Source organism: Actinokineospora cianjurensis (assembly GCF_003663795.1).
Lineage (GTDB): Bacteria > Actinomycetota > Actinomycetes > Mycobacteriales > Pseudonocardiaceae > Actinokineospora > Actinokineospora terrae.
Genome location: NZ_RCDD01000001.1, coordinates 2,216,666 through 2,238,264, shown reverse-complemented (window position 1 = coordinate 2,238,264; position 21,599 = coordinate 2,216,666). Strand labels below are relative to the sequence as shown.

The 21,599-nt window shown below is 70.7% G+C and carries 21 protein-coding genes; 6 read left to right on the top strand and 15 right to left on the bottom strand.

Features of this window, described 5'->3' with window-relative positions; all coding sequences use genetic code 11:
- Positions 1-47: 47 nt before the first annotated feature.
- From CLV68_RS10220 to CLV68_RS10205, 4 genes are all read right to left on the bottom strand, one after another.
- Positions 48-1,103: a C40 family peptidase gene (locus tag CLV68_RS10220; RefSeq protein WP_121390122.1), complete on the bottom strand. Its 1,056-nt coding sequence runs from the start codon at positions 1,101-1,103 to the stop codon at positions 48-50.
- A 458-nt stretch (positions 1,104-1,561) separates the two neighbouring features.
- Entirely contained in the window at positions 1,562-1,747 is a 186-nt protein-coding gene (locus CLV68_RS10215) for a hypothetical protein (protein ID WP_092775543.1), read from the bottom strand.
- A gap of 128 nt (positions 1,748-1,875) precedes the next feature.
- Positions 1,876-4,053: a D-alanyl-D-alanine carboxypeptidase family protein gene (locus CLV68_RS10210; RefSeq protein ID WP_246009747.1), complete on the bottom strand. Its 2,178-nt coding sequence runs from the start codon at positions 4,051-4,053 to the stop codon at positions 1,876-1,878.
- 6 nt (positions 4,054-4,059) lie between these two features.
- Positions 4,060-5,412, bottom strand: a complete 1,353-nt coding sequence (locus CLV68_RS10205; protein WP_121390121.1) for an NYN domain-containing protein — start codon at positions 5,410-5,412, stop codon at positions 4,060-4,062.
- A gap of 230 nt (positions 5,413-5,642) precedes the next feature.
- Between CLV68_RS10205 and CLV68_RS35980 the strand changes: the two genes are divergently transcribed.
- Positions 5,643-6,590: a cold-shock protein gene (locus CLV68_RS35980; RefSeq protein WP_121390120.1), complete on the top strand. Its 948-nt coding sequence runs from the start codon at positions 5,643-5,645 to the stop codon at positions 6,588-6,590.
- A 226-nt stretch (positions 6,591-6,816) separates the two neighbouring features.
- Here the strand turns inward: CLV68_RS35980 and CLV68_RS10195 are convergent, their stop codons facing one another.
- Positions 6,817-8,535, bottom strand: coding sequence for a DEDD exonuclease domain-containing protein (locus CLV68_RS10195; protein ID WP_121390119.1), 1,719 nt, complete (start codon positions 8,533-8,535; stop codon positions 6,817-6,819).
- Between the two features lie 504 nt (positions 8,536-9,039).
- Complete coding sequence (locus CLV68_RS10190) at positions 9,040-9,462, bottom strand: YbaB/EbfC family nucleoid-associated protein (protein WP_170224189.1); 423 nt, start codon at positions 9,460-9,462, stop codon at positions 9,040-9,042.
- A 94-nt stretch (positions 9,463-9,556) separates the two neighbouring features.
- Here CLV68_RS10190 and CLV68_RS10185 point away from each other — a divergent pair, with 94 nt between their 5' ends.
- Entirely contained in the window at positions 9,557-9,835 is a 279-nt protein-coding gene (locus tag CLV68_RS10185) for an Lrp/AsnC family transcriptional regulator (protein ID WP_121390118.1), read from the top strand.
- Here the strand turns inward: CLV68_RS10185 and CLV68_RS10180 are convergent.
- The 5 genes from CLV68_RS10180 to ctaE all read right to left on the bottom strand — a co-directional run bounded on the left by CLV68_RS10180 (position 9,832) and on the right by ctaE (position 15,165).
- Positions 9,832-10,770 (bottom strand): serine hydrolase, encoded by a 939-nt coding sequence (locus tag CLV68_RS10180; protein ID WP_246009746.1) that lies wholly within the window; start codon positions 10,768-10,770, stop codon positions 9,832-9,834. The genes CLV68_RS10185 and CLV68_RS10180 overlap by 4 nt on opposite strands.
- A 106-nt stretch (positions 10,771-10,876) precedes the next feature.
- Positions 10,877-12,529, bottom strand: a complete 1,653-nt coding sequence (gene qcrB / locus CLV68_RS10175; RefSeq protein WP_121390117.1) for a cytochrome bc1 complex cytochrome b subunit — start codon at positions 12,527-12,529, stop codon at positions 10,877-10,879.
- Positions 12,526-13,659, bottom strand: coding sequence for a cytochrome bc1 complex Rieske iron-sulfur subunit (gene qcrA, locus CLV68_RS10170; RefSeq protein ID WP_121390116.1), 1,134 nt, complete (start codon positions 13,657-13,659; stop codon positions 12,526-12,528). Before qcrA ends, qcrB begins: the two co-directional genes overlap by 4 nt.
- The gene (gene qcrC, locus CLV68_RS10165; RefSeq protein WP_092775552.1) at positions 13,656-14,453 is read right to left on the bottom strand and encodes a cytochrome bc1 complex diheme cytochrome c subunit; all 798 of its coding nucleotides are present in this window, start codon (positions 14,451-14,453) and stop codon (positions 13,656-13,658) included. The genes qcrA and qcrC overlap by 4 nt, the downstream gene beginning before the upstream one ends.
- Positions 14,454-14,535: 82 nt before the next feature.
- Positions 14,536-15,165, bottom strand: coding sequence for an aa3-type cytochrome oxidase subunit III (ctaE, locus tag CLV68_RS10160; RefSeq protein ID WP_092775553.1), 630 nt, complete (start codon positions 15,163-15,165; stop codon positions 14,536-14,538).
- Between the two features lie 83 nt (positions 15,166-15,248).
- On the opposite strand from ctaE, the gene CLV68_RS10155 reads away from it, so the two are divergent.
- The 4 genes from CLV68_RS10155 (at position 15,249) to CLV68_RS35595 (ending at position 17,914) form a co-directional block, all read left to right on the top strand.
- Positions 15,249-15,656, top strand: a complete 408-nt coding sequence (locus CLV68_RS10155) for a hypothetical protein (RefSeq protein ID WP_121390115.1) — start codon at positions 15,249-15,251, stop codon at positions 15,654-15,656.
- Between the two features lie 57 nt (positions 15,657-15,713).
- Positions 15,714-16,124: a hypothetical protein gene (locus tag CLV68_RS10150; RefSeq protein WP_092775555.1), complete on the top strand. Its 411-nt coding sequence runs from the start codon at positions 15,714-15,716 to the stop codon at positions 16,122-16,124.
- Between the two features lies 1 nt (position 16,125).
- Positions 16,126-17,163, top strand: coding sequence for an anthranilate phosphoribosyltransferase (trpD, locus tag CLV68_RS10145; RefSeq protein WP_121390114.1), 1,038 nt, complete (start codon positions 16,126-16,128; stop codon positions 17,161-17,163).
- Between the two features lie 628 nt (positions 17,164-17,791).
- On the top strand, positions 17,792-17,914 hold the full coding sequence (locus tag CLV68_RS35595) for a hypothetical protein (protein WP_281274648.1): 123 nt from the start codon (positions 17,792-17,794) through the stop codon (positions 17,912-17,914).
- A 102-nt stretch (positions 17,915-18,016) separates the two neighbouring features.
- Here the strand turns inward: CLV68_RS35595 and CLV68_RS10140 are convergent, their stop codons facing one another.
- The 4 genes from CLV68_RS10140 to ctaC form a co-directional block, all read right to left on the bottom strand.
- Positions 18,017-19,162 (bottom strand): PrsW family intramembrane metalloprotease, encoded by a 1,146-nt coding sequence (locus CLV68_RS10140; protein ID WP_121390113.1) that lies wholly within the window; start codon positions 19,160-19,162, stop codon positions 18,017-18,019.
- A complete protein-coding gene (locus tag CLV68_RS10135; RefSeq protein WP_121390112.1) occupies positions 19,159-19,803 on the bottom strand; it encodes a hypothetical protein in 645 nt (214 codons plus the stop codon). Before CLV68_RS10135 ends, CLV68_RS10140 begins: the two co-directional genes overlap by 4 nt.
- Before the next feature lie 180 nt (positions 19,804-19,983).
- Positions 19,984-20,385 carry a cytochrome c oxidase subunit 4 gene (locus CLV68_RS10130; protein ID WP_121390111.1) on the bottom strand — a complete coding sequence of 134 codons (402 nt, stop codon included), beginning with the start codon at positions 20,383-20,385 and terminating at the stop codon, positions 19,984-19,986.
- Positions 20,386-20,435: 50 nt separating this feature from the next.
- Positions 20,436-21,395 (bottom strand): aa3-type cytochrome oxidase subunit II, encoded by a 960-nt coding sequence (gene ctaC, locus CLV68_RS10125; RefSeq protein WP_121390110.1) that lies wholly within the window; start codon positions 21,393-21,395, stop codon positions 20,436-20,438.
- Positions 21,396-21,599 lie beyond the last annotated feature (204 nt).

Sequence of the window (21,599 nt, the reverse complement as noted above, 5' to 3'; positions counted from 1 at the left end):
GAACGGACCCGGGGCCGACCAAGGCCCCGGGTCCGCGCTAAGACAACTCAGCCGACGATGCGTCGAGCACCGAAGTAGTCGCGGCCGCCGCCCTCGACGGTGTCGGTCTTCACCGGGACACCCGAGGTGGAGGCGTGCACGATCCTGCCGCCGCCGATGTACATCGCGACGTGGTGGATCGAGCCCGCGCTGCTGCCGTAGAACAGCAGGTCACCGGGCTGCAGCTCGCTGCGCGACACCGACTTGCCGTACCCGTACTGGGCGCGGCTGGAGTGCGGGAGGCTGACCCCGGCCGCGGCGTAGGCGTAGAGCACCAGGCCGGAGCAGTCGTAGCTGCCCGGGCCCTCGGCACCCCACACGTAGGGCTTGCCGCGCTGGGCGAGGGCGACCTCCATGGCCCGACCGGCGGCACCGGCGGGGGCGAGGTAGACACCGTCGTCCTTGGGGCCCTGCAGGTCGGTCTTCTCCTTGGAGGAGAGCTTGCTGTAGGCGTCCTGCACGACCCGCTTCTGCGCCTCGAGGTCGTCGCGGGTCTTGGTCACGTCCACGGCGAGCTTCTCCGCGGCGGCCTTGGCCTCGGCTGCCCTGCGCTGACCGTCCTCGGCGAGCTTGCGCGAGTCGGCCGCGGTGGTGACCGCCGTCGTGTACTTCTGCAGCGCTTCCTGGTTGTCCTCGGCGAGCACGTTGAGCGCGGAGGCCCGCTCGAGGAAGTCGTCGGCCGACGACCCGGTCAGCAGCGCGGAGATCTTGTTGAACCTGGCGCCCTGGAAGGAGGCGTTGGCCAGCAGGTCGACCTGGCCGCGGAACTGCTCCTCCAGCGCCAGCGCCTGCTTCTCGTTGGCCGCGGCGAGCGCGACGTCGTTGGTGGCCTTGTCGAACTCGACCTGCTTGGCCTGCAGGTCGGTCTTGGCCTTGAGCAGGTCCTCGTTGACCTTCTCGGTCTGCTTGTTGAGCTCCTGGTACTTCGCCAGCGCCTCGCTCGCGGTGGTCGGCGGCGCGGGTGGCTGGGCGAAGGCTGGGGACGGCGAGAACGCGACCACGGCGATGACGGCCGTGACCGTCAGGGCACCGCGCTTGGCACGTTTGAGTCGATGCGACGACACGTCGCGCGTACTCCTTCGTCTGTCGCACCGCCGACGGGGCCGATCACGATCACCCGGTGCGCCCAGGCACCGGGGACCACCCGACCGGGTCGGCGCATGCGGCAGGGCCACAACAGCTCAGCCACAACGCGCCCGATCGAGGACAGCCCCACCGTGGGGGAATCCGGTTCAGCCCGGGGAGGGGGCCGATTCGGCGGCGATCTCGCGTCGCCACCTCGGGGTGGTGGCTGCGGGCCGCGAGATCTCGGACAGGTTACGAAAAGTAAGCCCACGCGTCCACCGGCGAGGGCGAAAAAGGTTTGCCAGCCGGCGGAAAACACCAACGGAGCAGTACCGACTGCCGTCTGTGATGACGACAACAGTGCAGTTCACCCGCAGGTGGCAGATCGCCCAAACCGCTCGGCGCGCGAAGCGACCACTCACCGCGAGCCGGATTCACCCCGGGCGTGTCGGGTCCGTCAGGCGGACTTCTCGATCGGGATCAGCCGCAGCCGGTGCACCATGCCCGCGCTGGCCAGCGCGTCGATGGCGGCGCACTCGCGCTCGTCGAGGTCGACCGTGGGCGGCGCGCCGAGCAGGGCGGTGACCACGCATTCCTTGCACGCGTCGCCGCGGACCTCGCAGGTGTCGCAGTCGATGACCATGGTCCATCCCCTTCCGATACCCCAGCCGTCGATCAGTGCCGTCGATCAAGGACGACATTAGGAGAGGGCACCGACAATTTCGCTCACCTGTTCGAGAAGTTACCCCAAACGAGTCGATCAATGGCGACTTAGGCGGCCACGTACTCCCAGTGCCAGGGTTCTTCCCGGCCGCCGCCCCGGCGGGCCCAAAGCGGGTTCGACCAGCCGAACGCCGGGGCGTTGGCGATCATCCAGGCGTATTCGGCCGAGCCAGCGGTCTGAACGCCGCCGCAGAGGTCGACGGCCAGTCCCCATCCGTGGTTGCTGGTTCCGGGGACGGCGGCCAAAGCGGGCTTGACCGCGTAGAGCTGCACTTGCGCGGTGTAAGCCCGGTAGGAGTCTGTGACGCATAGTGGGCGGCCGAACACGGCTCCGAAGGCCGCCGACATGGCCTGGTAGCCCTGAGCAGCGTCGCAGCGCAGGGCGTGACTACCGACGCCGATCGGGCAGAGGGCCGTGAGCGGGATAAGACCGTTCGGGTAGCCACCCCAGGCGCTGGCGGCCTCCCCCACGGACCGGGCTGGGAGCTGGACCCCACCGCAGCGCCAGGTAAGCCCACCGTCGGTGGCCTTGGGTGCCGCTTGGGGGTCTCGGAGCGCCAGGGAGGGCCTGCCGAAGCCCAGCACGGTGTCGACCCCAGGTAGGTCCGCCACGACCACACCGGCCAACCTGGCGTCGGCCACGAGCATCGACTTCTCATCCAGGACGATCCCGACGCTCTGCGCACCGAGCCGTGCGGGCCCGATGAAGACGACGTCTCCGGGCCTAGGGTCGGTGACCGGTGCTAGAACGCCGTACTGCTCACCTACGGCACCGGGCAGGGATATGCCACTCGACGCATAAGCCGCACGGACAAGTCCATCACAGGAGTACGCGGTCGGGCCTTCTCCACCGATACCCGGCACATAGGGCTTCCCTAGCGCGCCGACGGCTAGAGTCACCGCCTTCTGCGTCTCCTCGGGGAGCACCAACAGCCGATCACCACCTACGACCACCTGCGCCACACCCGGCTGACGAGCACCGTTAGTGCCAACGAGCGGGAGCAGCCCGGCAGGTAGATGGTCGGGATCACGCAGGTCCGCGGCCTTCGGCAGCACGACCTTCGCCGCCGCGAGCCGGTCGGTGTAAGCCTTCCAGTTGGCTGCCGTAGTGGTGTTCCGCTCCAGCTGCGCTTTCTGCAACGCGACTACGGCGGCATCGGTGTCCGCCAGCTTCCCGCGCAACTCGGACGACACCGCCGCGGCCCGGTTGGAGGCGTCCGCACTGCGCCGGTCCAGCTCCGCCCTGCGCTCACTGGCCGTCTGCTGCGCACCGAGGGCGTCGCTTTCGGCCTTCGCAGCCGCTCGTTGCCGGTCGACAGCCGCCCCAAGCCGGGCGTCAAGATCCGCCCGCAGCCGCCCGACCAGGGAATTCCCCGCCAGGAAGTCGTCCGGGCTGCCCGCGGTGAGCAGAACGCGCACGGCATCCGGCTTGCCAAGAGTGGAGTAGAGCGCGGAGGTATAGGCGTCGACCTCGGCCTGCTGCTCGGCAACGGCCCGATCGGCCTCGGCCCGGCGCGTGGTGGCCCCGGTGACCTGCGCACTTGCCTTGTCCAACTCGTCCTGGGCGGAGTGCGCGAGCTGGGAGAGGGTCGCGAGCTCACGCTGGACGTCGGTCGCGGTCCGCTGCAACGCCGCCACCTTGGGATCGGCGAACGCCTCCCCTGGCCGTGTATCGGGAGGCATGGTCCCGGGCCCGACTCCGGCCTCGACCTGCGGCGGGTCGGCCTGTGCGCGCACCGCAGGTCGCTGGAACGCGGCCACCCGGGCAGCGAAAGCATCGCCCAGCCGCACATCCAGCGGCATGCCGCCTGGCCTCACCCCAGACGCACGCTGCTCGGCCTGCGGCTCGACCACAGGCTGTTGGAACGCTCCGCCGTAGGTGGCAAACGTGGCACTGAGCTGCGACGACTTGGCGTGCGCTTGGACAGCGGGCTGCTGGGACGCGGCCGCTGCGGGGGCGGCGAACACGCGTCGGACGTCCGTCGCGGGCCACTGCGATGCGGCGGGCTTGTAGTCCGCGAACGCCTCACCTGGCCGTGTATCGGGCGGCACAGTGCCAGGCGCCACCCCAGCCTCAACCTGCGGCGGGTCGGCCTGTGCGCGCTCGGACCTGACTTGCGCCGAGTAGAGCGTCCCGGCTTCGATCTGGGGCTGCGCGGGCGCCGGGTGGTGTGGCGGGGCTGCCAGGAGCAGCACCGCCGCGCCGAGGGCGAGGGCCGAGCGCATACGGGGTTACACGCGGCCGAGCCTGGCGAGCAGGACGGCGGAGGGCACGGGGTGTGCGCCGCGCCTGCGAATCGCGTCGGCTACGGCTCGGTCGGAGGTGACGACTACCACGGGCCTGCCTTCGGGTTCCGCGGTGACCAGGGCCTTGATGACGTCGTCGGCGAGGACGCCGGGGTCGCTGAACAGGACGCGGACGCCGCGGGGGGCGGTGACCGGGACGGCGACCACGCCCGCGCCGTCGAAGACGAGGGTGACCTCGGCGGAGGTGCGGGCGGCGAGGGAGGCGAGTTGGCGGATGAGGCGGTCGCGTTGGTCGGCCAGGGACAGTTCGGCGTAGCCGGTCTTGGTGACGTTGTAGCCGTCGACGACCACGTGCACGGCAGGTAGTGCCAACAGCCGCTCTAGCGCTGCCGGGTCCTCCACACGTCCTACGACGCCTTGGGCTGCTGTGGCCCCACGCACCAGGTCGGCGGGACGGGGGCCGCCGCCTCCTAGAGCTAGCTCGCGGCGCAGGCCGGTGACGGCGCCGTCCAGAGTGTCGACCAAGAGGGCCAGTCGGACCTCGTCGGCCTGCCTGGCCTCGCGGGCGGACTGGCGGGCGATCTCGGCGTCGGCCTCGGCGCGGGCGGCGCGGGCGCGTTCGTTCTCGGCGCGTTCACGGTCGCGGTCGCGCTGTTCGGTCAACACGGCCAACTCGGCGTTCGCCTCGGTCCGGATCGTCTCGGCGGCGGCTTCAGCGGCGACGGCGGCGTCCTTCGCGGCGCGCAGCCGGGCGCCCTGTTCCCGCAGTCGCTTGCGCAGCCGCTCGAGCTCGACCTCACCCTCGGCGCGGACGCTGTCAGCGGCGCCGCTCGAGGACGCCAGCTCGGTCTTGACCCGCTCCAGCTCGGTCTCGACCTTGCGCAACCGGGTGACCGCGGCGTCCCGTTCCGCGCGCAGCGACGAGTCCGACGCCCGCCGCGACACCAGTTCCAGGTAGTGCACCGCGGTTTCCTCGCCGAGCAGCACCGCCGCGGCCGCGACCGTCACCGGGTCGTCTCCCCCGAGGTCGAGCGCGGCGGGCTTGTGGTCGCGGCACCACTGCACGACGGCGGTGCGGAACCCGGGCACGTCCCGCAGGCAGGCGATGATCGCCGACCCGCCGAGCCGCGCCCGCTTGGCTGGCGCGAACCGCGCCACCGCCCGCAACTGCTGCGGCACGTCGACCTTCGGCAACGCCCCGACCGCCTCCGCCGCCAACTCGGCGAGCCGCCCGCGAACCGGGTCCGGCAGCCCTGACCACTCCACGACGGGACCCGGATCGTCCGATGTGGACGACTCCGACCCCGCGGGGGGTTCGGGCAGCGAGGACAGGGCCATCCCCTAAGGCTAGCCCTGCGCCGCGAACACGCAGCGAGGAACCGCACCGCGGCGGATGGACGACGCGCTGGTCAGTCCTCCACCAGTGTCGATTCCTCGCCACGGGGAGCAGGCGCAAGCAAGTACGCCCCTGGCTCCGCGCCGCCCGCCTGTGGAGCCCGGCCCGACGGACCGGAAGTCCGTCAGAGAGACTGGGGGCCAGTGCCCGCCCTCTCGACCTGGAGCCTTTGATGCCGCAAGGGACCGTCCGTTGGTTCGACGCCGAACGGGGCTTCGGCTTCCTCGCGCCCGAGGACGGCTCGCCGGACGTGTTCGTGCACGCTTCCGAGATCGTCGAGGACGGCGGCGCGAAAGTGCTCCGCGAGGGTCAGGCCGTCGTGTTCGAGGTCGGCGAGAACGACCGCGGGCCTCAGGCGCTGCGCGTTCGCGTCACCGCCGATGCGGCCACCGGCAGCGCCGTGGGCCTGCTCGGCACCGTTAACTGGTACGAGCCGGGCAAGGGGTACGGCTTCGCGTCGCCGGACGGCGGCGGCGCCGACATCTTCGTGCACAGCTCCGCCATCGTGACCGGCGGCGTGGTCACCGAGGGGCAGCGGGTGGCCTTCCTGATCGTCGAAGGCGAGCGCGGCCCGCAGGCCGGGCACGTGATCCCACTGGGAGCAGGGGCAGGCTCGCCCGCCGCGACTGCTACCGCGGACGGTGCCGACGGCACGGTGGCCTGGTACGACGAGGACAAGGGCTTCGGCTTCATCAACCCCGACTCCGGCGCCGGGGACGTCTTCGTTCACGCCCGGAACCTGGCCGAGGGGCTGACGTGGCTCGCGGAGGGCGACCGCGTCGCCTACGAGGTGATCAGTGGGGACAAGGGCCCGCAGGCCCGCGACGTGCACCTGGTCCGGGGCGCCGAACCCCAGACGGCACCGCAGCGGTCGGCACCTGCCGCGGCCGCGGGGCCTGCCGCGCGGGACGTGCCCGCACGAGGCGGCGAGGGCGTCGTCGCGCGCTACGACGGCGACCGCGGCTTCGGCTTCATCACCCCGGACGCGGGCGGCGACGATCTCTTCGCCCACGTGTCCGTGATCATGGGGTCGGAGCCGCTGCAGAAGGGTGACCGGGTCCGGTACGCGGTGCGCCAGAGCGACCGGGGCCCACAGGCCGACCGCGTCGAACGCCTCTGACGAGGCAGCCCACCGATGGCTGATCACTTCCCGACGAGAGTGCTCGGTCATCCCCGTCGATGGTGCCGTCAGCAAGTTCGACGACCCAGCGGACCCGGCCGAAGCGGGACTTGCCCTCAATCCCGCGCCGGACGGGGACTCCCGAGTCCCACCGCCGGGTGCCTGCTCGGTGTGGTCGCGCAGCCGTGCCGTCCGGGTGCAGTTCGACGTCGCCCAGGACCGTCAGCTAGTCGCGGGGCAGGGTGGAGGCGCGGGCTCGGTCGGCGCGGTCGAGCCAGGGGCGCCAGCTGGCGGCGGCGTGGGCGGGTTCCGACCAGGGGTGGGAGCACTGGACCATCCGGGTGCCGGGCTTGTCGAGCCAGCGCAGGACGACGCCGACTTCCTCCGCTGGGGCGCCGAACAGCGGGCCCGGCTCGGGGATGACGGTCTCCGCGGACGCGACCAGCGCGGCCACGACCGGCATCGGCGGCACCCCCCGGCGGGCGACCCCGGCCGAGGCGAGCCTGCCGTGTCGGACGACGGCGAACTCCCAGCCGCCGCTGCCGTCCGGGCGGGCCGCGACGAGTTCGGGGACCTGGGCGAGGGCGCTGAGGCGTTGGCCGCGGTCGAGGGCGCGGATCAGTGTGCGCATCCGGTCTCGGTCCGCGCCTGCCTGTTCGTAGCGCTGACTGGACGACAGGTCAGTCAGCCGTAAGTGCAGCCGGTTCAAGGGGGCCAGGTCACGACCTGCCACGAGCGAGACGGCAGCGTCAACCGCCGGGGCGTACGCGGCGGGGGTTTGGCGTCCCACGCACGGCGCTTCGCAGCGGCCCAGCTCGGCCAGCGCGCACGGGGCCGCCTCGCCGCCGCCGACCGCGATCCGCAGCGAGCACGGGCGGATGCCGGTCGCTTCCTGCAACGCGGCCATGGCCTCCTCGGCGTGCCCGCGCGCGCGGAACGGGCCGAGCGCGCCGTCGCGGGGCTTGCGGACGAGGGACAACCGGGGGAACGGTTCGTCTGTCAGGACAACCCACCAGCCGTGGCGGGGGTTCTTGGACCTGCGGTTGTACGCGGGCTTGTGCGCCGACAGCAGCCGCAGTTCGCGGACCTCGGCTTCCAGCGGGTGCGCGCAGGTGATCGTGTCGACCCGCTCGGCGAGGGCGACCATCTCGCGCAGGCGGCGCCGGGTCTCGCTGGCGGTGAAGTACTGGCGGACGCGGCGGCGCAGGTCGGTCGCGGTCCCGACGTAGAGGACCTCGTCGGACGGGCCGCGGAACAGGTACACACCCGGCTCGTTGGGCACGTGCTCGGCGAGGGTGCGCTTGCGGCGCTGCGCGGCCGTCACCTCGGGGATGTAGTCGAGCAGCTCCTCCAGCGACTGCACGCCCAACGACCCGACCCGCTCCAGCAGACCGTGCAGCACGTCGACGGTGGCGCGGGCGTCGGCGAGCGCACGGTGGATCGGCGTCGTCGTGGCCCGGAACAGCTGCGCCAGCGCGGAGAGCTTGCAGCTGGGCGCCTCTTCGCGGCTCAGCACCCGCCTGCCCAACCGCACCGTGCACACCACGGCAGGTTTCGGCCACGCGTACCCCAGCCGCTGGCAGGCAGCCTTCACGAACCCCACGTCGAACCCGGCGTTGTGCGCGACCAACACCGACCCCGCGGCGAACTCCAGGAACGCGGGCAACACCTCATCCACCCGCGGCGCCGTGTAGACCATGGCGTTCGTGATCCCCGTGAGCTGCACGATCTCCGGCGGAATCCCCCGCCCCGGATCAACCAGCGTCGCGAACTCCCCGATCACCTCACCGCCGCGCACCTTCACCGCACCGAACTCGGTGATCGCGTCCTGCTCCGCACTCCCCCCGGTCGTCTCCAGGTCGAACACGACGAACGTCGTATCCCGCAACGGGGTCCCCAGCTCGTCGAAGGCCAACTGCGCGCGGGTGCTCGTCGTCGTGCTCATCACACCCGAAGCTAGATCACCCCACCGACACTTCCCCGGGCGAAGGTGGTGCACCGGCTGTCGTTGGCCCGATAAACCGGGCGGATCCCGAAAGGCACTCGTCAGCGGCAGCGGCTGCCAGCCGGACATCGCCACCGGACCGAGATCGACTCGAAGCACGCGGCCCACCCCACCGACACTTCCCCCGCGGGCGAAGGTCACCAGCTGTCGTCGGCCAGCAGACCCAGTCGATCTCAAAGAAGTGCTCGCGCGCCCACGCGGCTGCTCGACGAAGACCAGCAGGTCACCACTCGGCAGCCGCGTCCACTGCATCGCGACCTGCCCGGCTCCTCCAGCGGCCGTCGCGCGGATCGACCGGCGTTGACTCCGGGCAACTCCACCAGCGACCGGGCGGCATCCTCAGCCAGCCCGATCAACGCGGCTGCCAGCCGGAAATCGCCACCAGACCGAGATCGACTCGAAGCACGCGGCCCACCCCACCGACACTTCCCCGGCGGGCGAGGGTCACCAGCTGTCGTTGTCCTTGTAGACCGGGGTCGACTCCGAGAAGTCCTCGTCGTCGGTGACTGGGCGACGGCGGGGTTCCGAGGTCGGCTCGGCAGGGGGCTCGATGTGCTGGACGATGTCGGCGGCGCCGCCGAGGGGGGTGAAGGCTTCGGCGACGGAGTCGGCGGCGGATTGGCGGGCGGTGACGACCAGGGCCATGATCTGGTCGGCCAGGGCCTTGCCGGTGGTGCCGAGGGCGACGTCGGTGAGGGTGAGGCCGGTCAGGGCTCCGTTGGGGGCGACGGTGACGGCGATGGAGCCGTCGGTGGAGGTCTTGGTGGTGGCCGACGACTCGACGGCCTGTTTGAAGTCGGTGGCCTTCTGCTGCAGGTCGGCGACCTTGGCCTCGAAGTCGGCCAGCCACTCGTCCGGTGTCTGCACCCCGTGTCCTCTCCCTCGGCTCGCGGCACGAGCGTAGCGGCCCGCTGCTCTAGGCTGGCCGGGTCGAGCACACCCGCGAGAGGGGCCCCGCACCATGATCACCGCGATCGTGCTGATCAGCGCCGCCACCGACGCCATCGCCGAGACCGCCCAGGCCATCGCGGACGTCGACGGCGTCGCCGAGGTCTACTCGTGCGCCGGTGACATCGACCTGGTCGCGATCCTCCGGGTGACCGACCACGAGGACCTGGCCCGCCTCATCCCCGGCCACATCAGCAAGATCCCCGGCGTCCTGGACACCGCGACGCACATCGCCTACCGCTCCTTCTCCAGCCACGACACCCAGGCCGCCTTCGACCTCGGCGACGACTAGAAGCGCCCCTCGAAGATCACCCGCGCGATCTCGGTGTCGGTCTGGCGGCCCTCGTCGTACCCGCCGCGCCCGGCCAGGTTGTTCATGATGGCCAGCGTGTAGCGCTCACCCGGGCCGACGAAGCCCACGGTGTTCATCACCCACCCGCCGTCCTCCTCAGACCACCCGTCCTTGTTGCCCGGGTGCGCGGCCGCCCCCGCCCCCCACACCCCCCACTGCTGGTTGGCCGCGACCTGGCGCATCTGCTCCAGGACGAACCCCCGGTCGGCGGCCGGCAGCTCCCCCAGCACGTAGTTGATCAGGCGGTCCAGGTCGTCGGCGGTGCACTTCTGGAAGCCCCAGTACGGGTAGACCTTGCTGTACCCGCGCTGGGGCTGCACCGAGGTCATCCCGTACCGGGGGAACGACCGGTTGAACGCCGTGTGGTCGGCCCCGCCGTACTTGGTCCACAGCGCGGTCGCGGCGTCGTCGTCGGACTTGTGCAGCATCGCGGTCATCTGCTCGCGGTCGTGCGCGGACAGCCGGATCGACCGCTCCCGGTCCCGGCGCAGCAGGTCGACCACCATGGCCAGCTTGATCGTGGACGCCGTCCAGGTCATGTCCCCGGCGTGGTCGTTTCGCCACACCGCGCCGGTCTGGCGGTCGCGGACGACGATGCCCACGGTGCCCGGTCGACCGGCCGCGTAGTACTGGGCGGCGGCGAAGCGGCGCTGGAAGTCGCAGTCGAACCCGGACTGCGGCAACGGGCACCCCTGGGCCTCGACACTAGGCGACGAGCCCGACGACGCTCCGGGTGACGAGCCGGACGCGGACGACGGGGCCACGGCGTGGTGCGGGGCCTCCCCGGCGGAGACCGCGACCGGGTCGGCACCGCACCCGGCGAGCCACAGCCCCACGACCGCCACCGTCACTGCGCGTAACACCCGCTCGATCACGGCAGCGAGGCTATCGCGAATCCTCGACGCGTGGCACGGGTTGACCAGGCCACGAACGCGGGTGGGGCGACACCCGACCGGGTGCCGCCCCACACGAGCAGTCAGTTCAGTGCTTCTTCGACAGGTCCTCGACCGACGAACCGGCCTCCAGCGCCGCCTGCTCGCCGTGCTGGGCCGCCCTGGCGCGGGCCAGCGCCGCGGTCTCCTCGGCCGGGTCCGGCGTGAGCCAGGAGCCGACGACCGGGGCACCGGCGGAGCCGAGCTTGTTCATCTTCTTCGGCACCGCCGCGCCCTGGTACTCCAGCGGGATCGGGTGGCCGTGGTCGTCCACCGGGCCGAGCGGCTGGTGGATCTCGATGAACTCGCCGTGCGGGAGCCGCTTGATGATGCCGGTCTCCACACCGTGCTCCAGCACCTCGCGGTCGGAGCGCTGCAGACCGAGGCAGATGCGGTAGGTGAGGAAGTACGCGATCGGCGGCAGCACCAGCAGCCCGATGCGGCCCATCCAGGTGGTGGCGTTGAGCGAGATGAAGAACTTCTCCGCCAGCACGTCGTTGGCCGCCGAGAGCAGCGACACCATGAAGTAGGTGATCGCCATGACGCCGAGGCTGGTGCGGACCGGGACGTCCCGGGGCCGCTGGAGCAGGTTGTGGTGCGCGTAGTCCTTGGTGAACTTGCGCTCGATCCACGGGTACACCGTCGCGATGCCACCCAGCAGCGGCAGGCCGAGCATGAACGGGAAGAACGCCGCCGGGATCGTGTAGTTCCCGAGGTAGATCTCCCACGCGGGCCACAACCGGATGAGGCCGTCCGTCCAGCCCATGTACCAGTCGGGCACCGTGCCCGCCGAGATGTGCGAGGCGTTGAACGGTCCGAAGTTCCAGATCGGGTTGATCTGGAAGAGACCACCCAGCGCCGCGGTGACGCCGACGACGACGGCCATGAACGCGCCGCCCTTGACCGCGAACACCGGCATGATGCGCACGCCGACGACGTTGGTCTCCTTGCGCCGCACGCCCGGGAACTGGGTGTGCTTCTGGTACCAGACCAGCGCGAGGTGGATGCCGATGAGCGCGAGCAGGATGCCCGGCAGCAGGAGGATGTGCACCGTGTAGAGCCGGGGCACGATGTCCTCGCCGGGGAACTCGCTGCCGAAGAGCAGCCAGTGCACCCAGGTGCCCAGCACCGGGATCGACAGCAGCAGGCCGGACATGATCCGCAGGCCCGCGCCGGAGAGCAGGTCGTCGGGCAGCGAGTAGCCCGCGAAGCCCTCGGTGGCGCCGAGCAGGAACAGGTTCACGCCGATGACCCAGTTGACCTCACGCGGGCGCCGGAACGCGCCGGTGAAGAACACCCGGAACATGTGGGTGACGATCGAGGCCATGAACAGCAGCGCGGCCCAGTGGTGCATCTGCCGCGCGAACAGGCCGCCGCGCACGTCGAAGCTGATGATCAGCGTGGACTCGTACGCCCTGGACATCTCCAGGCCGCGCAGGTTGGCGAACGAACCCTGGTAGACGACCTCCTGCATGGAGGGGTCGAAGAACAGCGCCAGGTAGGTGCCGGTCAGCAGCAGCACGATGAAGCTGTAGAGCGCGATCTCGCCGAGCAGGAACGACCAGTGCGTCGGGAAGACCTTGTTCAGCTGCTTGCGCAGGCCACCGGCCGGGTGGAACCGGTCGTCTGCCCACTTCGCGCCGCCACCGGCCGCGCGCAGGGCGGCGTTGGTTGGCTTCGTGGGCGAGGTGATGGCACTCATGACTTGCGCTCCCAGAAGGCGGGCCCAACCGGCTCGATGAAATCGCTCCTGGCGTAAAGGTAACCCGATTCCTCATCGACCGCGATGGGGAGCTGGGCCAGCTTGCGGGTCGCCGGACCGAAGATGGGCTTGGCGTACTCCAGCGCGTTGAACTGCGACTGGTGGCACGGGCAGAGGATCCGGTTGGTCCGCTGCTCGTAGAGCGAGGTGGGGCAGCCGAGGTGGCTGCAGATCTTCGTGTACGCGTAGTAGTCGCCGTAGTTGAAGTCTTCCTGACCTTGGTGCTTCACCACCTTGGCCGCGTCCTCGGGCCGCAACCGGATGATCATGACCGGGTTGTCGGAGCGCTTGAGCGCCTTCGACAGCGCCTCGTGGTCCTCGCGCTCGGACTCGCGGAACGGGAACACCGTCTCCATGCCGCCCGCGTCCAGGTCGGACGGCTTGACCAGCACGACCTCCTCCGGGTCGCCGGTCGCCCGGCGCAGGAAGACGCGCTCGCCGTTGTCGGACTTCCAGCCGGTGTGCCACAGCGAGTTGGGCGAGTCGGTCTGCGCCCACGGGTCGCGGACCAGGCCGCCGAGGGCGAAGACACCCACGCCGAGGCCCATCGCGCCCGCGCCGAGCCCGGCGGTGCGCTTGATCAGCGAGCGGCGGGCGATGCCGTTGCGGGTGCCCGAGTCGGCCAGGTGCGCCAGCAGGGTGGCCTTGTCCAGTTCGGACGAGGCGCCCTCGTGGCGCTGCTGCACGGCGATCTCGTGCGGGATGAACTTCTTCGTGTAGAGCAGCGTGCCCAGGCCGACCGAGATGACCGACAGGCCGAGGGTGGCGCCGAGCAGCGGGGTGTAGAGCGAGTACAGGAAGTACCCGTCGGTGTCCGGCGCGGTGTAGGCCGACGGCCAGAACAGGAACACGCCTGCGAAGGCGAGCCCACCGACGGCGGCGAGCAGGAACCACAGCGCGACCAGGCGCTCGGCGCGCTTCTCCGCGCGGGTGCCCTTGACCGGCCACGGGTCCGGGTACTCGACGACCTCGACACCGTCGAGCTTGCCACCGAGGCGGACCAGCTCCTCGCGGGACATGCCCGCGAGTTCCTCCTCGGTCGGCAGCTGCTGGGGGTCGGTGGAACTCATGCTTTAGCCCCAATCCAGAGGGTCACACCGACCAGGGCGGCGATCCCCACGATGAATGCGATCAGACCCTCGGACTGCGGCCCGAGCCCACCGATCGGGTTGCCACCGGGGTTGTTGTTGCCGTCGGTCACCGACTTGACGTAGGCGACGATGTCCTTCTTCTCCTCCGGCGTGAGCTGCCGGTCGGAGAACTTCGGCATGTTCTGCGGGCCGGTCAGCATGGCCGCGTAGATCTGGGTCTCGGTGACGCCGTCCAGCTTGGGCGCGTACTTGCCCGAGGACAGCGCGCCGCCGCGGCCGGTGAAGTTGTGGCAGGAGGCGCAGTTGAGCCGGAACAGCTCGCCACCGCGGGCCGGGTTGTCGCCGACCAGGGCCTTGCCGCTCTCCTCCGGCAGCTTGGTGCCGCCGCCCTTGGAGTCGACGAACGCGCTGATGGCGTCGATCTGGTGCGGGTCGAGCTTCGGTGGCTTGCGCTCGATCTGGGCTTCCTGGCGGACCGCGGGCATCCGGCCGGTCGCGGTCTGGAAGTAGGTGGCCGCCTCGCCGACGCCGACCAGGCTGGGGCCGCGGTCGGCCACGCCCTCCAGGTTGGCGCCGTGGCAGCTGATGCAGGTCGTGTTGTAGATCTGCTCGCCCTCGCGCACCAGGGCCGGGTCACCCTCGGCGCGGGCCACCGGCGGCTCCGGCGCGAACGCGGAGTACAGGACGCCGACCGACATCAGCGCGAAACCCAGCGCAAGCAGACCGGCCACGCGCCTGCGGAGCTTGCCGCGGCGCGGCAGTTTCTTGTTCATAGAGCGGCAACCCTTGCTGTCGGTTCGGGCCCGGTGGTGCTGGTGGTGGCGGGCTTGACGGCTGCGGGACCTGGTGCGGCGGTCATGGGACCAGGTAGATGACCGCGAACAGGCCGATCCACACCACGTCGACGAAGTGCCAGTAGTACGAGACGACGATCGCCGAGGTGGCCTGGGCCGGGGTGAACTTGCTCAGCTTGGTGCGGATGAGCAGGTACACGAAGGCGATGAGGCCGCCGATGACGTGCAGGCCGTGGAACCCGGTGGTGAGGAAGAAGACCGTGCCGAACGCCCCGGACGGGATGGTCACGCCCTCGTTGACCAGGTTGTAGTACTCGTACGCCTGGCCGCCGACGAAGATCGCGCCCATCACCAGGGTCGCGAGGTACCAGCGGCGCAGGCCGAAGACGTCACCGCGCTCGGCGGCGAAGACGCCGAGCTGGCAGGTGAACGACGAGGCCACCAGGATGATGGTGAACGGCAGCGCGTACGGGACGTCCAGGTGGATGGGCTCCCCGCCCGCCTCCAGGGGCGGCGGCCAGTGGCCGGTGCTGTTCTGCGCCTTGACGGTGAAGAACATGGCGAACAGCCCGGCGAAGAACATGAGCTCGCTGGACAACCAGACAATGGTGCCGACGCTGACCATGTTCGGCCGGTTCAGCGAGTGCACACGCTGGCCAATGGAGGGCGCTGCTGCAGTCACGGGTCGCATTATGTCTTGCGAGTAGTGGGCTCGCCCGGTCGGGTCGCGAGTAGACCGCGTCACACCCGTGTGGCGGGGAGAGGGGCGGGGACGTGGGCTTTCTCAGCAGGCTCCGTACGGCGTTCACCAAGGGGGAGCGTCCCGGGCTGACCGCGGACGCGCCGGGTCTGGTGGTGGTCGCCGAGTGCTTCGACGACGCCGAGGCCGCGTCGACGGCTCTCACCCGGTCCGGTGACTTCCGCGCGCCCGATCCGGCGGTGCTGCGCCACCACCTGTCGCTGCCAGTCGCCCGGGTGGACGAGGCGACCGCCGTGGTGGGTCAGGACGGCTACACGCTGCGGGAACTCGGTGCGGGCGAGGCGGGGTTCGTGCTGGTCGTGGCCGCGCGCGGGCAGGTCGTGTCGGCGTTGGAGTGCTCGCGGGAGCGGTCCAGGATGGTCAGCCTGGCCAGTCGGCTCGGCGGGGACGCGCGCGGGTGGGACGTCTTGCAACCGGGCTGACGTGAGACCGATAACATCGTGGGTGTCCGCCCACCCGATCACGACAGGACGCCGCGCATGAGCACAGCAGCACTGAAGGTCCTGGTCTTCAGCCACCGTCCCGAGGTGCGCGAGACGATCATCACAGCTGTCGGGCGCAGGCCGGCCGCGGACATCGGCCGGGTGGCCTACGTCGAGGTCGGCACCGTGTCCGAGGTGCTGATGGAGATGGACGCGGGCGGCATCGACCTGGCGATTCTCGACGGCGAGGCCCAGCCGACCGGCGGCATCGGCCTGTGCAGGCAGCTCAAGAACGAGATCACCGACTGCCCGCCGATCGTCATCGCGGTGCGGCGCAAGGACGACCGCTGGCTGGCGACCTGGTCGCAGGCCGACGCCGTCGTGGTGCACCCGCTCGACCCGCTGACCGCCGCCGAGACCGTCGCCGACGTGCTGCGGACCAAGCGGCTGCCGTTAGTGCGGGGCTGAGATGGCGGAGCGGACCTGGAAGTCCCTGCTCAACCAGCTCCTCGACAACTCCGACCTCACCGCGGGCGACACGTCCTGGGCGATGAACGAGATCATGTCCGGTTCGGCCACCCCCGCGCAGATCGCGGCGTTCGCGGTCGCGTTGCGCGCCAAGGGCGAGACGGCGGCCGAGATCGGCGGCCTGGCCGAGGGCATGATGGCCAACGCCCGGTTGGTCCGCTTCGACGGGCACGCGGTCGACGTGGTCGGCACGGGTGGCGACCAGGCGCACACGGTCAACATCTCCACCATGACGTCCCTGGTGACCGCCGCGGCGGGCGCCCCGGTGGTCAAGCACGGCAACCGGGCCGCGTCCTCGAAGTGCGGCACGGCGGACGTGCTGGAGGAGCTGGGGGTCGCGATCGAGCTGTCCCCCGAGGGCGTGGCGACGTGCGCGCGCGAGGTGGGCATCGCGTTCTGCTTCGCGTCGGCGTTCCACCCGGCGCTGCGGCACGCGGGTCCGGTGCGCGCGCAGATCGGCATCCCCACGGCGTTCAACGTGCTGGGCCCGTTGACGAACCCGGCCCAGCCGCGCGCCGGTCTCGTCGGCTGCGCGAACCTGCGCCTGGCCCCCGTCATGGCCGAGGTCTTCGCCTCCCGTGACGCGTCGGTCCTCGTGGTCCGCGGCGACGACAACCTCGACGAGATCACCACCACCACCACGACCTCGGTGTGGATCGTCTCAGGTGGAACGGTCACCCCCACCACCTTCGACCCCACCCGCCTGGGAATCCCCGTCTCCCAACCATCCGACCTCCGCGGCGGCGACGCCCCCTTCAACGCCCAGGTCGTCCGCGACCTGCTCGGCGGCAAACAGGGCCCCGTCCGCGACGCTGTCGTCCTCAACGCGGCTGGAGCCATCGCCGCCTACCGCGGCCTCACCGGCGACCTGTACGCGGACTTCGAGGCCGGCTTGGGCCAAGCCGCTGAGGCCATCGACAGCGGCGCGGCCGAGCAGCTGTTGGCGCGGTGGATCACCCGCTCTCAAGAACTCGCCTAGACCGCCCTGAACCACGCGAAGTGCCCATACCTCCGGTACGCGCCCTTCGCGCGTGAATCCACCAAGCCGTCGTAAAAGGGACGGGCTTCCGCGCAGGCAAGGCGGCAGGCTGGGCTGATCGTCCCAGGTGTAACGATCAGCCCAGTCAGGCCCGAGCAGGCACATCGCGCTCCGGCAGACCTGCCCGGCACGCGACACACATGCCCGAGAGGCAGGTCGAGAGCGCCAGCGACTCGACGGGCTCAGCTCGCCGATTCCACCGGCGGCGGGTGCCACTGCTACCTACCGCGGCCTCACCGGCGACCTGTACGCGGACTTCGAGGCTGGCTTGGGCCAAGCCGCTGAGGCCATCGACAGCGGAGCGGCGGAACAGCTGCTGGCGTGGTGGATCACCCGCTCCCAAGAACTTGCCTGAGTCCTGAACTGCACGAAGGGCCCGTACCAAGTGGGTGCGGGCCCTTCGCGTGATATCAGCGACCCCAGGGCACCGCAGTCGGGATCGTCCCAGGTGGAGTGAGCCACCGAGGCTGTCGACCGCGCACTTCACGGCCGAGGAACCGCAGGGCACGCAAGACCCGGTCCGCACCCCGAAGCTGTGTCGTCCTGACGCGGTGGGTGCCATCGCGGAGTGACCGGTGACCGGTACACGGATGCTGAGGCATGCCTCGACGAGGCCACCCAGGCCATCGACAGCGGCGCGGCCGAGCAGCTGTTGGCGCGGTGGATCACCCGCTCCCAGGAACTCGTCTGAGTCCTGAACGACAGCGGTGCGACTCCTCGCCCGCTGGACCACGGCCCCTGAACCAGCAGCAGAGGCCCCGTACCCAGTGGGTGCGGGCCCTTCGCTCGTTGATCAGCGGGTGTCGCGGATGCGGCGCAGTTCGTGGCGGGCGTGGGCGACCCGGTCGGTGTCGGTGCCGCCTGCGCGGGCGATCTCCTGGGCGAGGTCGCCCGCGCTTTCCAGGAGGTGGCGGGCCTTGGTCTTGCCCAGCTTCTTGCGCAGCGCCTTGCGGTCCTTGCGCAGGCCGCTGACGGCGTCGAGCAGGGCAGGGTCGAGGGTGCCCGCCTCGACCTCCGGTGCGAGCAGGTCCCTGGTCCAGGTGCGTTCCTGGCCCGCGGCGCGGCGCAGGACGGCGAACAGGACCGGCAGTTCGATGGCCGCGATGAGGAACGGCAGCACGACGGCCAGGCCGGTCCCGCCGGACAGGCCGCCCATGTCATCCCAGGCGAAGTGGAAGACCATGGCGGTCAGCATCGTCAGCACGCCCCGCGGCACGGTGCGCTCCCCCGGCGTGCGCCCCAGGACCCACATGAGCCCGGCGCAGAAGATGGCGCTGAACAGCGCGTGGGAGACGATCCCGGACGCGCCGCGCAGCAGGAACATCTGCACCGAGGTCCCGAGCTGGTTGACGCCGAATGCCTGGGTGGCACCGTTGTAGACGTAGAGGACGTCCTCGAAGACCTCGAAGCCGAGGCCGATGAACGCGCCGATGATGAACCCGTCGTAGGCGCTGCGGACCAGGCGCGGGGCGAGTCCGATGAGCAGGACGAGCCCCAGGGCCTTGCCCCACTCCTCGTTGATCGGCGCGGTCAGGCCCGCGGCCCAGTTCGCGGCGAAGGAGGTGCCGCCGAGCTTCGTCCAGATCTCCAGCAGCGCGCCGTTGGCCGGGAGGGCGATCCAGAACGTCGCCGCGACGCCGCCCCAGAGGAACCCGGTCGCCAGCAGCCCGGCGGGTTGCGCGGTGTAGCGGTTGTGGTGGCGCAGCAACAGCAGCCACGGCACCAGGTAGATCCCGAACAGCAGCACGCCGCCGGTGATGGCCGGTGCGTAGAAGGCCCCCGCCGAGCCGAAGTACCGCACCATCGTCACCGCGCCGCCGCCGACGCCGAGCACGTACACCCAGAAGGCGACGTTGTGCGGCTGGAAGAGCCGGAAGGGTTGCCCCCAGCCGGACTGGTCGATCGCGGTCAGCTGGGCCGCCTTGGTCGCGGAGGTCATCGGCCCGCTCCCGGCGTGATGCTGCGCAGCAGCGCGGCGACCTCGTCGCGCACCTGCTCGAACTGCCCGGGTGGCGCCTTCACCCGCACCAGCAGGGCCGGTGCCGCGTCGATCTCCGCCGGGGTGCCCGCCGCCACCTTGAACGCGGCGTCGAGTCCGTCACCACCCGGCCCGCCGCGGCCCTGCACGACCCCCACCAGGCCGGACGCCGTGATCACCGTCCCGCGCGGACCGTCGACGCCGGGGGTGTCGTCGTCCTCGGACCGCTGTACCTGGTCCAGGAAGGCGGCCGCACCCCCGGTGAAGGCCGCGCCGGTGAGGACGATGGTCGACCCGCCCCGGACCAGCACGACCCGCAGGCTCGTCGGGGACGCGGCCGCGCCCCCGGTCAGCGTGCCGTCCTCGAGCTGCCAACCCGGTGGTGGGACGGCGGTCGCCCCCGCCCCCAGGTCCAGCACGTCACCGGCCCGGACCTCGTTGTCCCACGGGATCGCGGCGTTCAGCGCGGGCAGGCCGTAGATCAGCACCAGGGCCACGGCCAGGGTGACCAGCCCCGGCAGGAACGACCGCCGGTCGAGCCCCACCACCCGGTGCTCGACCGGTACCCACCCGTCCGGTGCTCGCCGTGTCGCCAGGTCCATCGGGGTTGTCCCTCCACCGTGCGGGCGGGTGGCGCGACAACCCGAGACCCCAGGGAGTCGCGGTGGCGATTTCCGCCACACCAGCACCATAGGCACCCCGGAGGAACGCCGCAGGGCGCGAGCACGCGGGAAGCACAACGGCCCCGCACCGGGTGGGTGCGGGGCCGTCGGAGCGCGGTACTAGTCCGTCGAGTTGGGCCGGGTGTGGTACTCGAACACCAGCCCGCCGACGGTGATCAGGATCAGCACGATCGCGATCACCAGGAGCCAGATCTGCCAGAACGCCATGGCGAAGGCGGCCAGGGCGGCGGAGGCGGCGAGGGACACCGGCCAGTAGCTGCCGGGGCTGAAGAAGCCCAGTTCACCGGCGCCGTCGCTGACCTCGGCGTCCGGGTTGTCCTCCGGGCGCTGGTCGAGGCGGCGGGCGATGAAGTGGAAGTAGGTGCCCACGATCAGGGACAGGCCGCCGGTGAGGATGAGGCCGACCGTGCCGACCGGCTCCTTGGACCAGACGCCGTAGACGATGGCGGATAGGAAGAAGAAGGCGGTGGTGATGTCGAACAGCCTGGCTTCGACCTTCATGGTGTCCTCACAATTTCACCTGTTCGAGCACGTGGTCCGCTGTGGACCGCTCAGTTCGTGGCGGTGCGGGCGGTGCGGTCGGTGTTGAACGGCTTGGTGGTCACCGCGACCGGGGAGCACAGCTCGCCGCAGTTCATCTCGGTGAGCGCCTCGGCGGCGGTGTAGCCCTTGCCGGTCTTGGGGTTCACCTTGGTGCGCAGCGCCAGGTACTGGTCGAACTGCTCCGGGGTGATCGCGCGGACCTCGAAGTTCATCACCGCGTGGTACGTGCCGCACAGTTCGGCGCACCGGCCGACGAACGAGCCGGTCTTGTCGATGCGGTTCTGGAAGGTCGCGTCCTGGTTGTTCTTGTCCGGGTACGGGAACACGTCCCGCTTGAACAGGAACTCCGGCACGAAGAAGGCGTGGATGACGTCCCGGGAGCGCAGGTTGTACTGGATCGTCCGGTTCGTCGGCAGCACCAGCAGCGGGATCTCGGCGGACGACCCGATGGTGCGGACCGTGGTGTCGCCGGGGCTGGCCGGGACGTCGAGGGCGCCCTTGGTGTTGCGGTAGTTCTTGTAGTCGAACTCCCAGTTCCACTGGAACGCGAGCACGTCCACGGTGACGTCCGGCTTGTCGGTCTCGGCCTGGACGTAGTTCTGGGTGGTGGCGGTGAAGTAGAACAGCACGACCACGATCACCACCGGGATGCCGGTGTAGATCCACTCCAGGAAGTGGTTGTACTGGAACTGCTTGGGCAGCGTCTCCCCGCGCTTGCGGTGGGCGACCACCGGCCACAGGATGAGCGCCCAGGTGATCACGCCGATGATCAGCGCGGCGACCACGGACCAGGTCCAGAACTCGCGCATCCGCTCGGCCTGCGGGGTGACGCCCTCGGGCCAGCCGAACCGCAGCACCTCGTCGGTGGAGCAGCCGGTGGCGCCCAGGACGACGAGCGCGACAAGACCGGCGACCTTGGTCAGCCGGGCGACCGGCGAACGGTTGCCTGCGGCCTTGGGTGTGCCCACTGCGCGACTCCTCCTCGAGCGGTAACTCCACGCACTTGCGCTGCCCCCGCCTGGCCCCGGACCCACCGCTGGGCAGCGGCGATCGGCGCTCGTGGGAGCAATGCGGAGCCTAGCCCAGCGACCCGGGCCACACCCCCCGAGGGGTGATCGGATGTCGGTCACACCTGTGACTCGGATGTCGGTCACACCTGTGACCACGTCCCG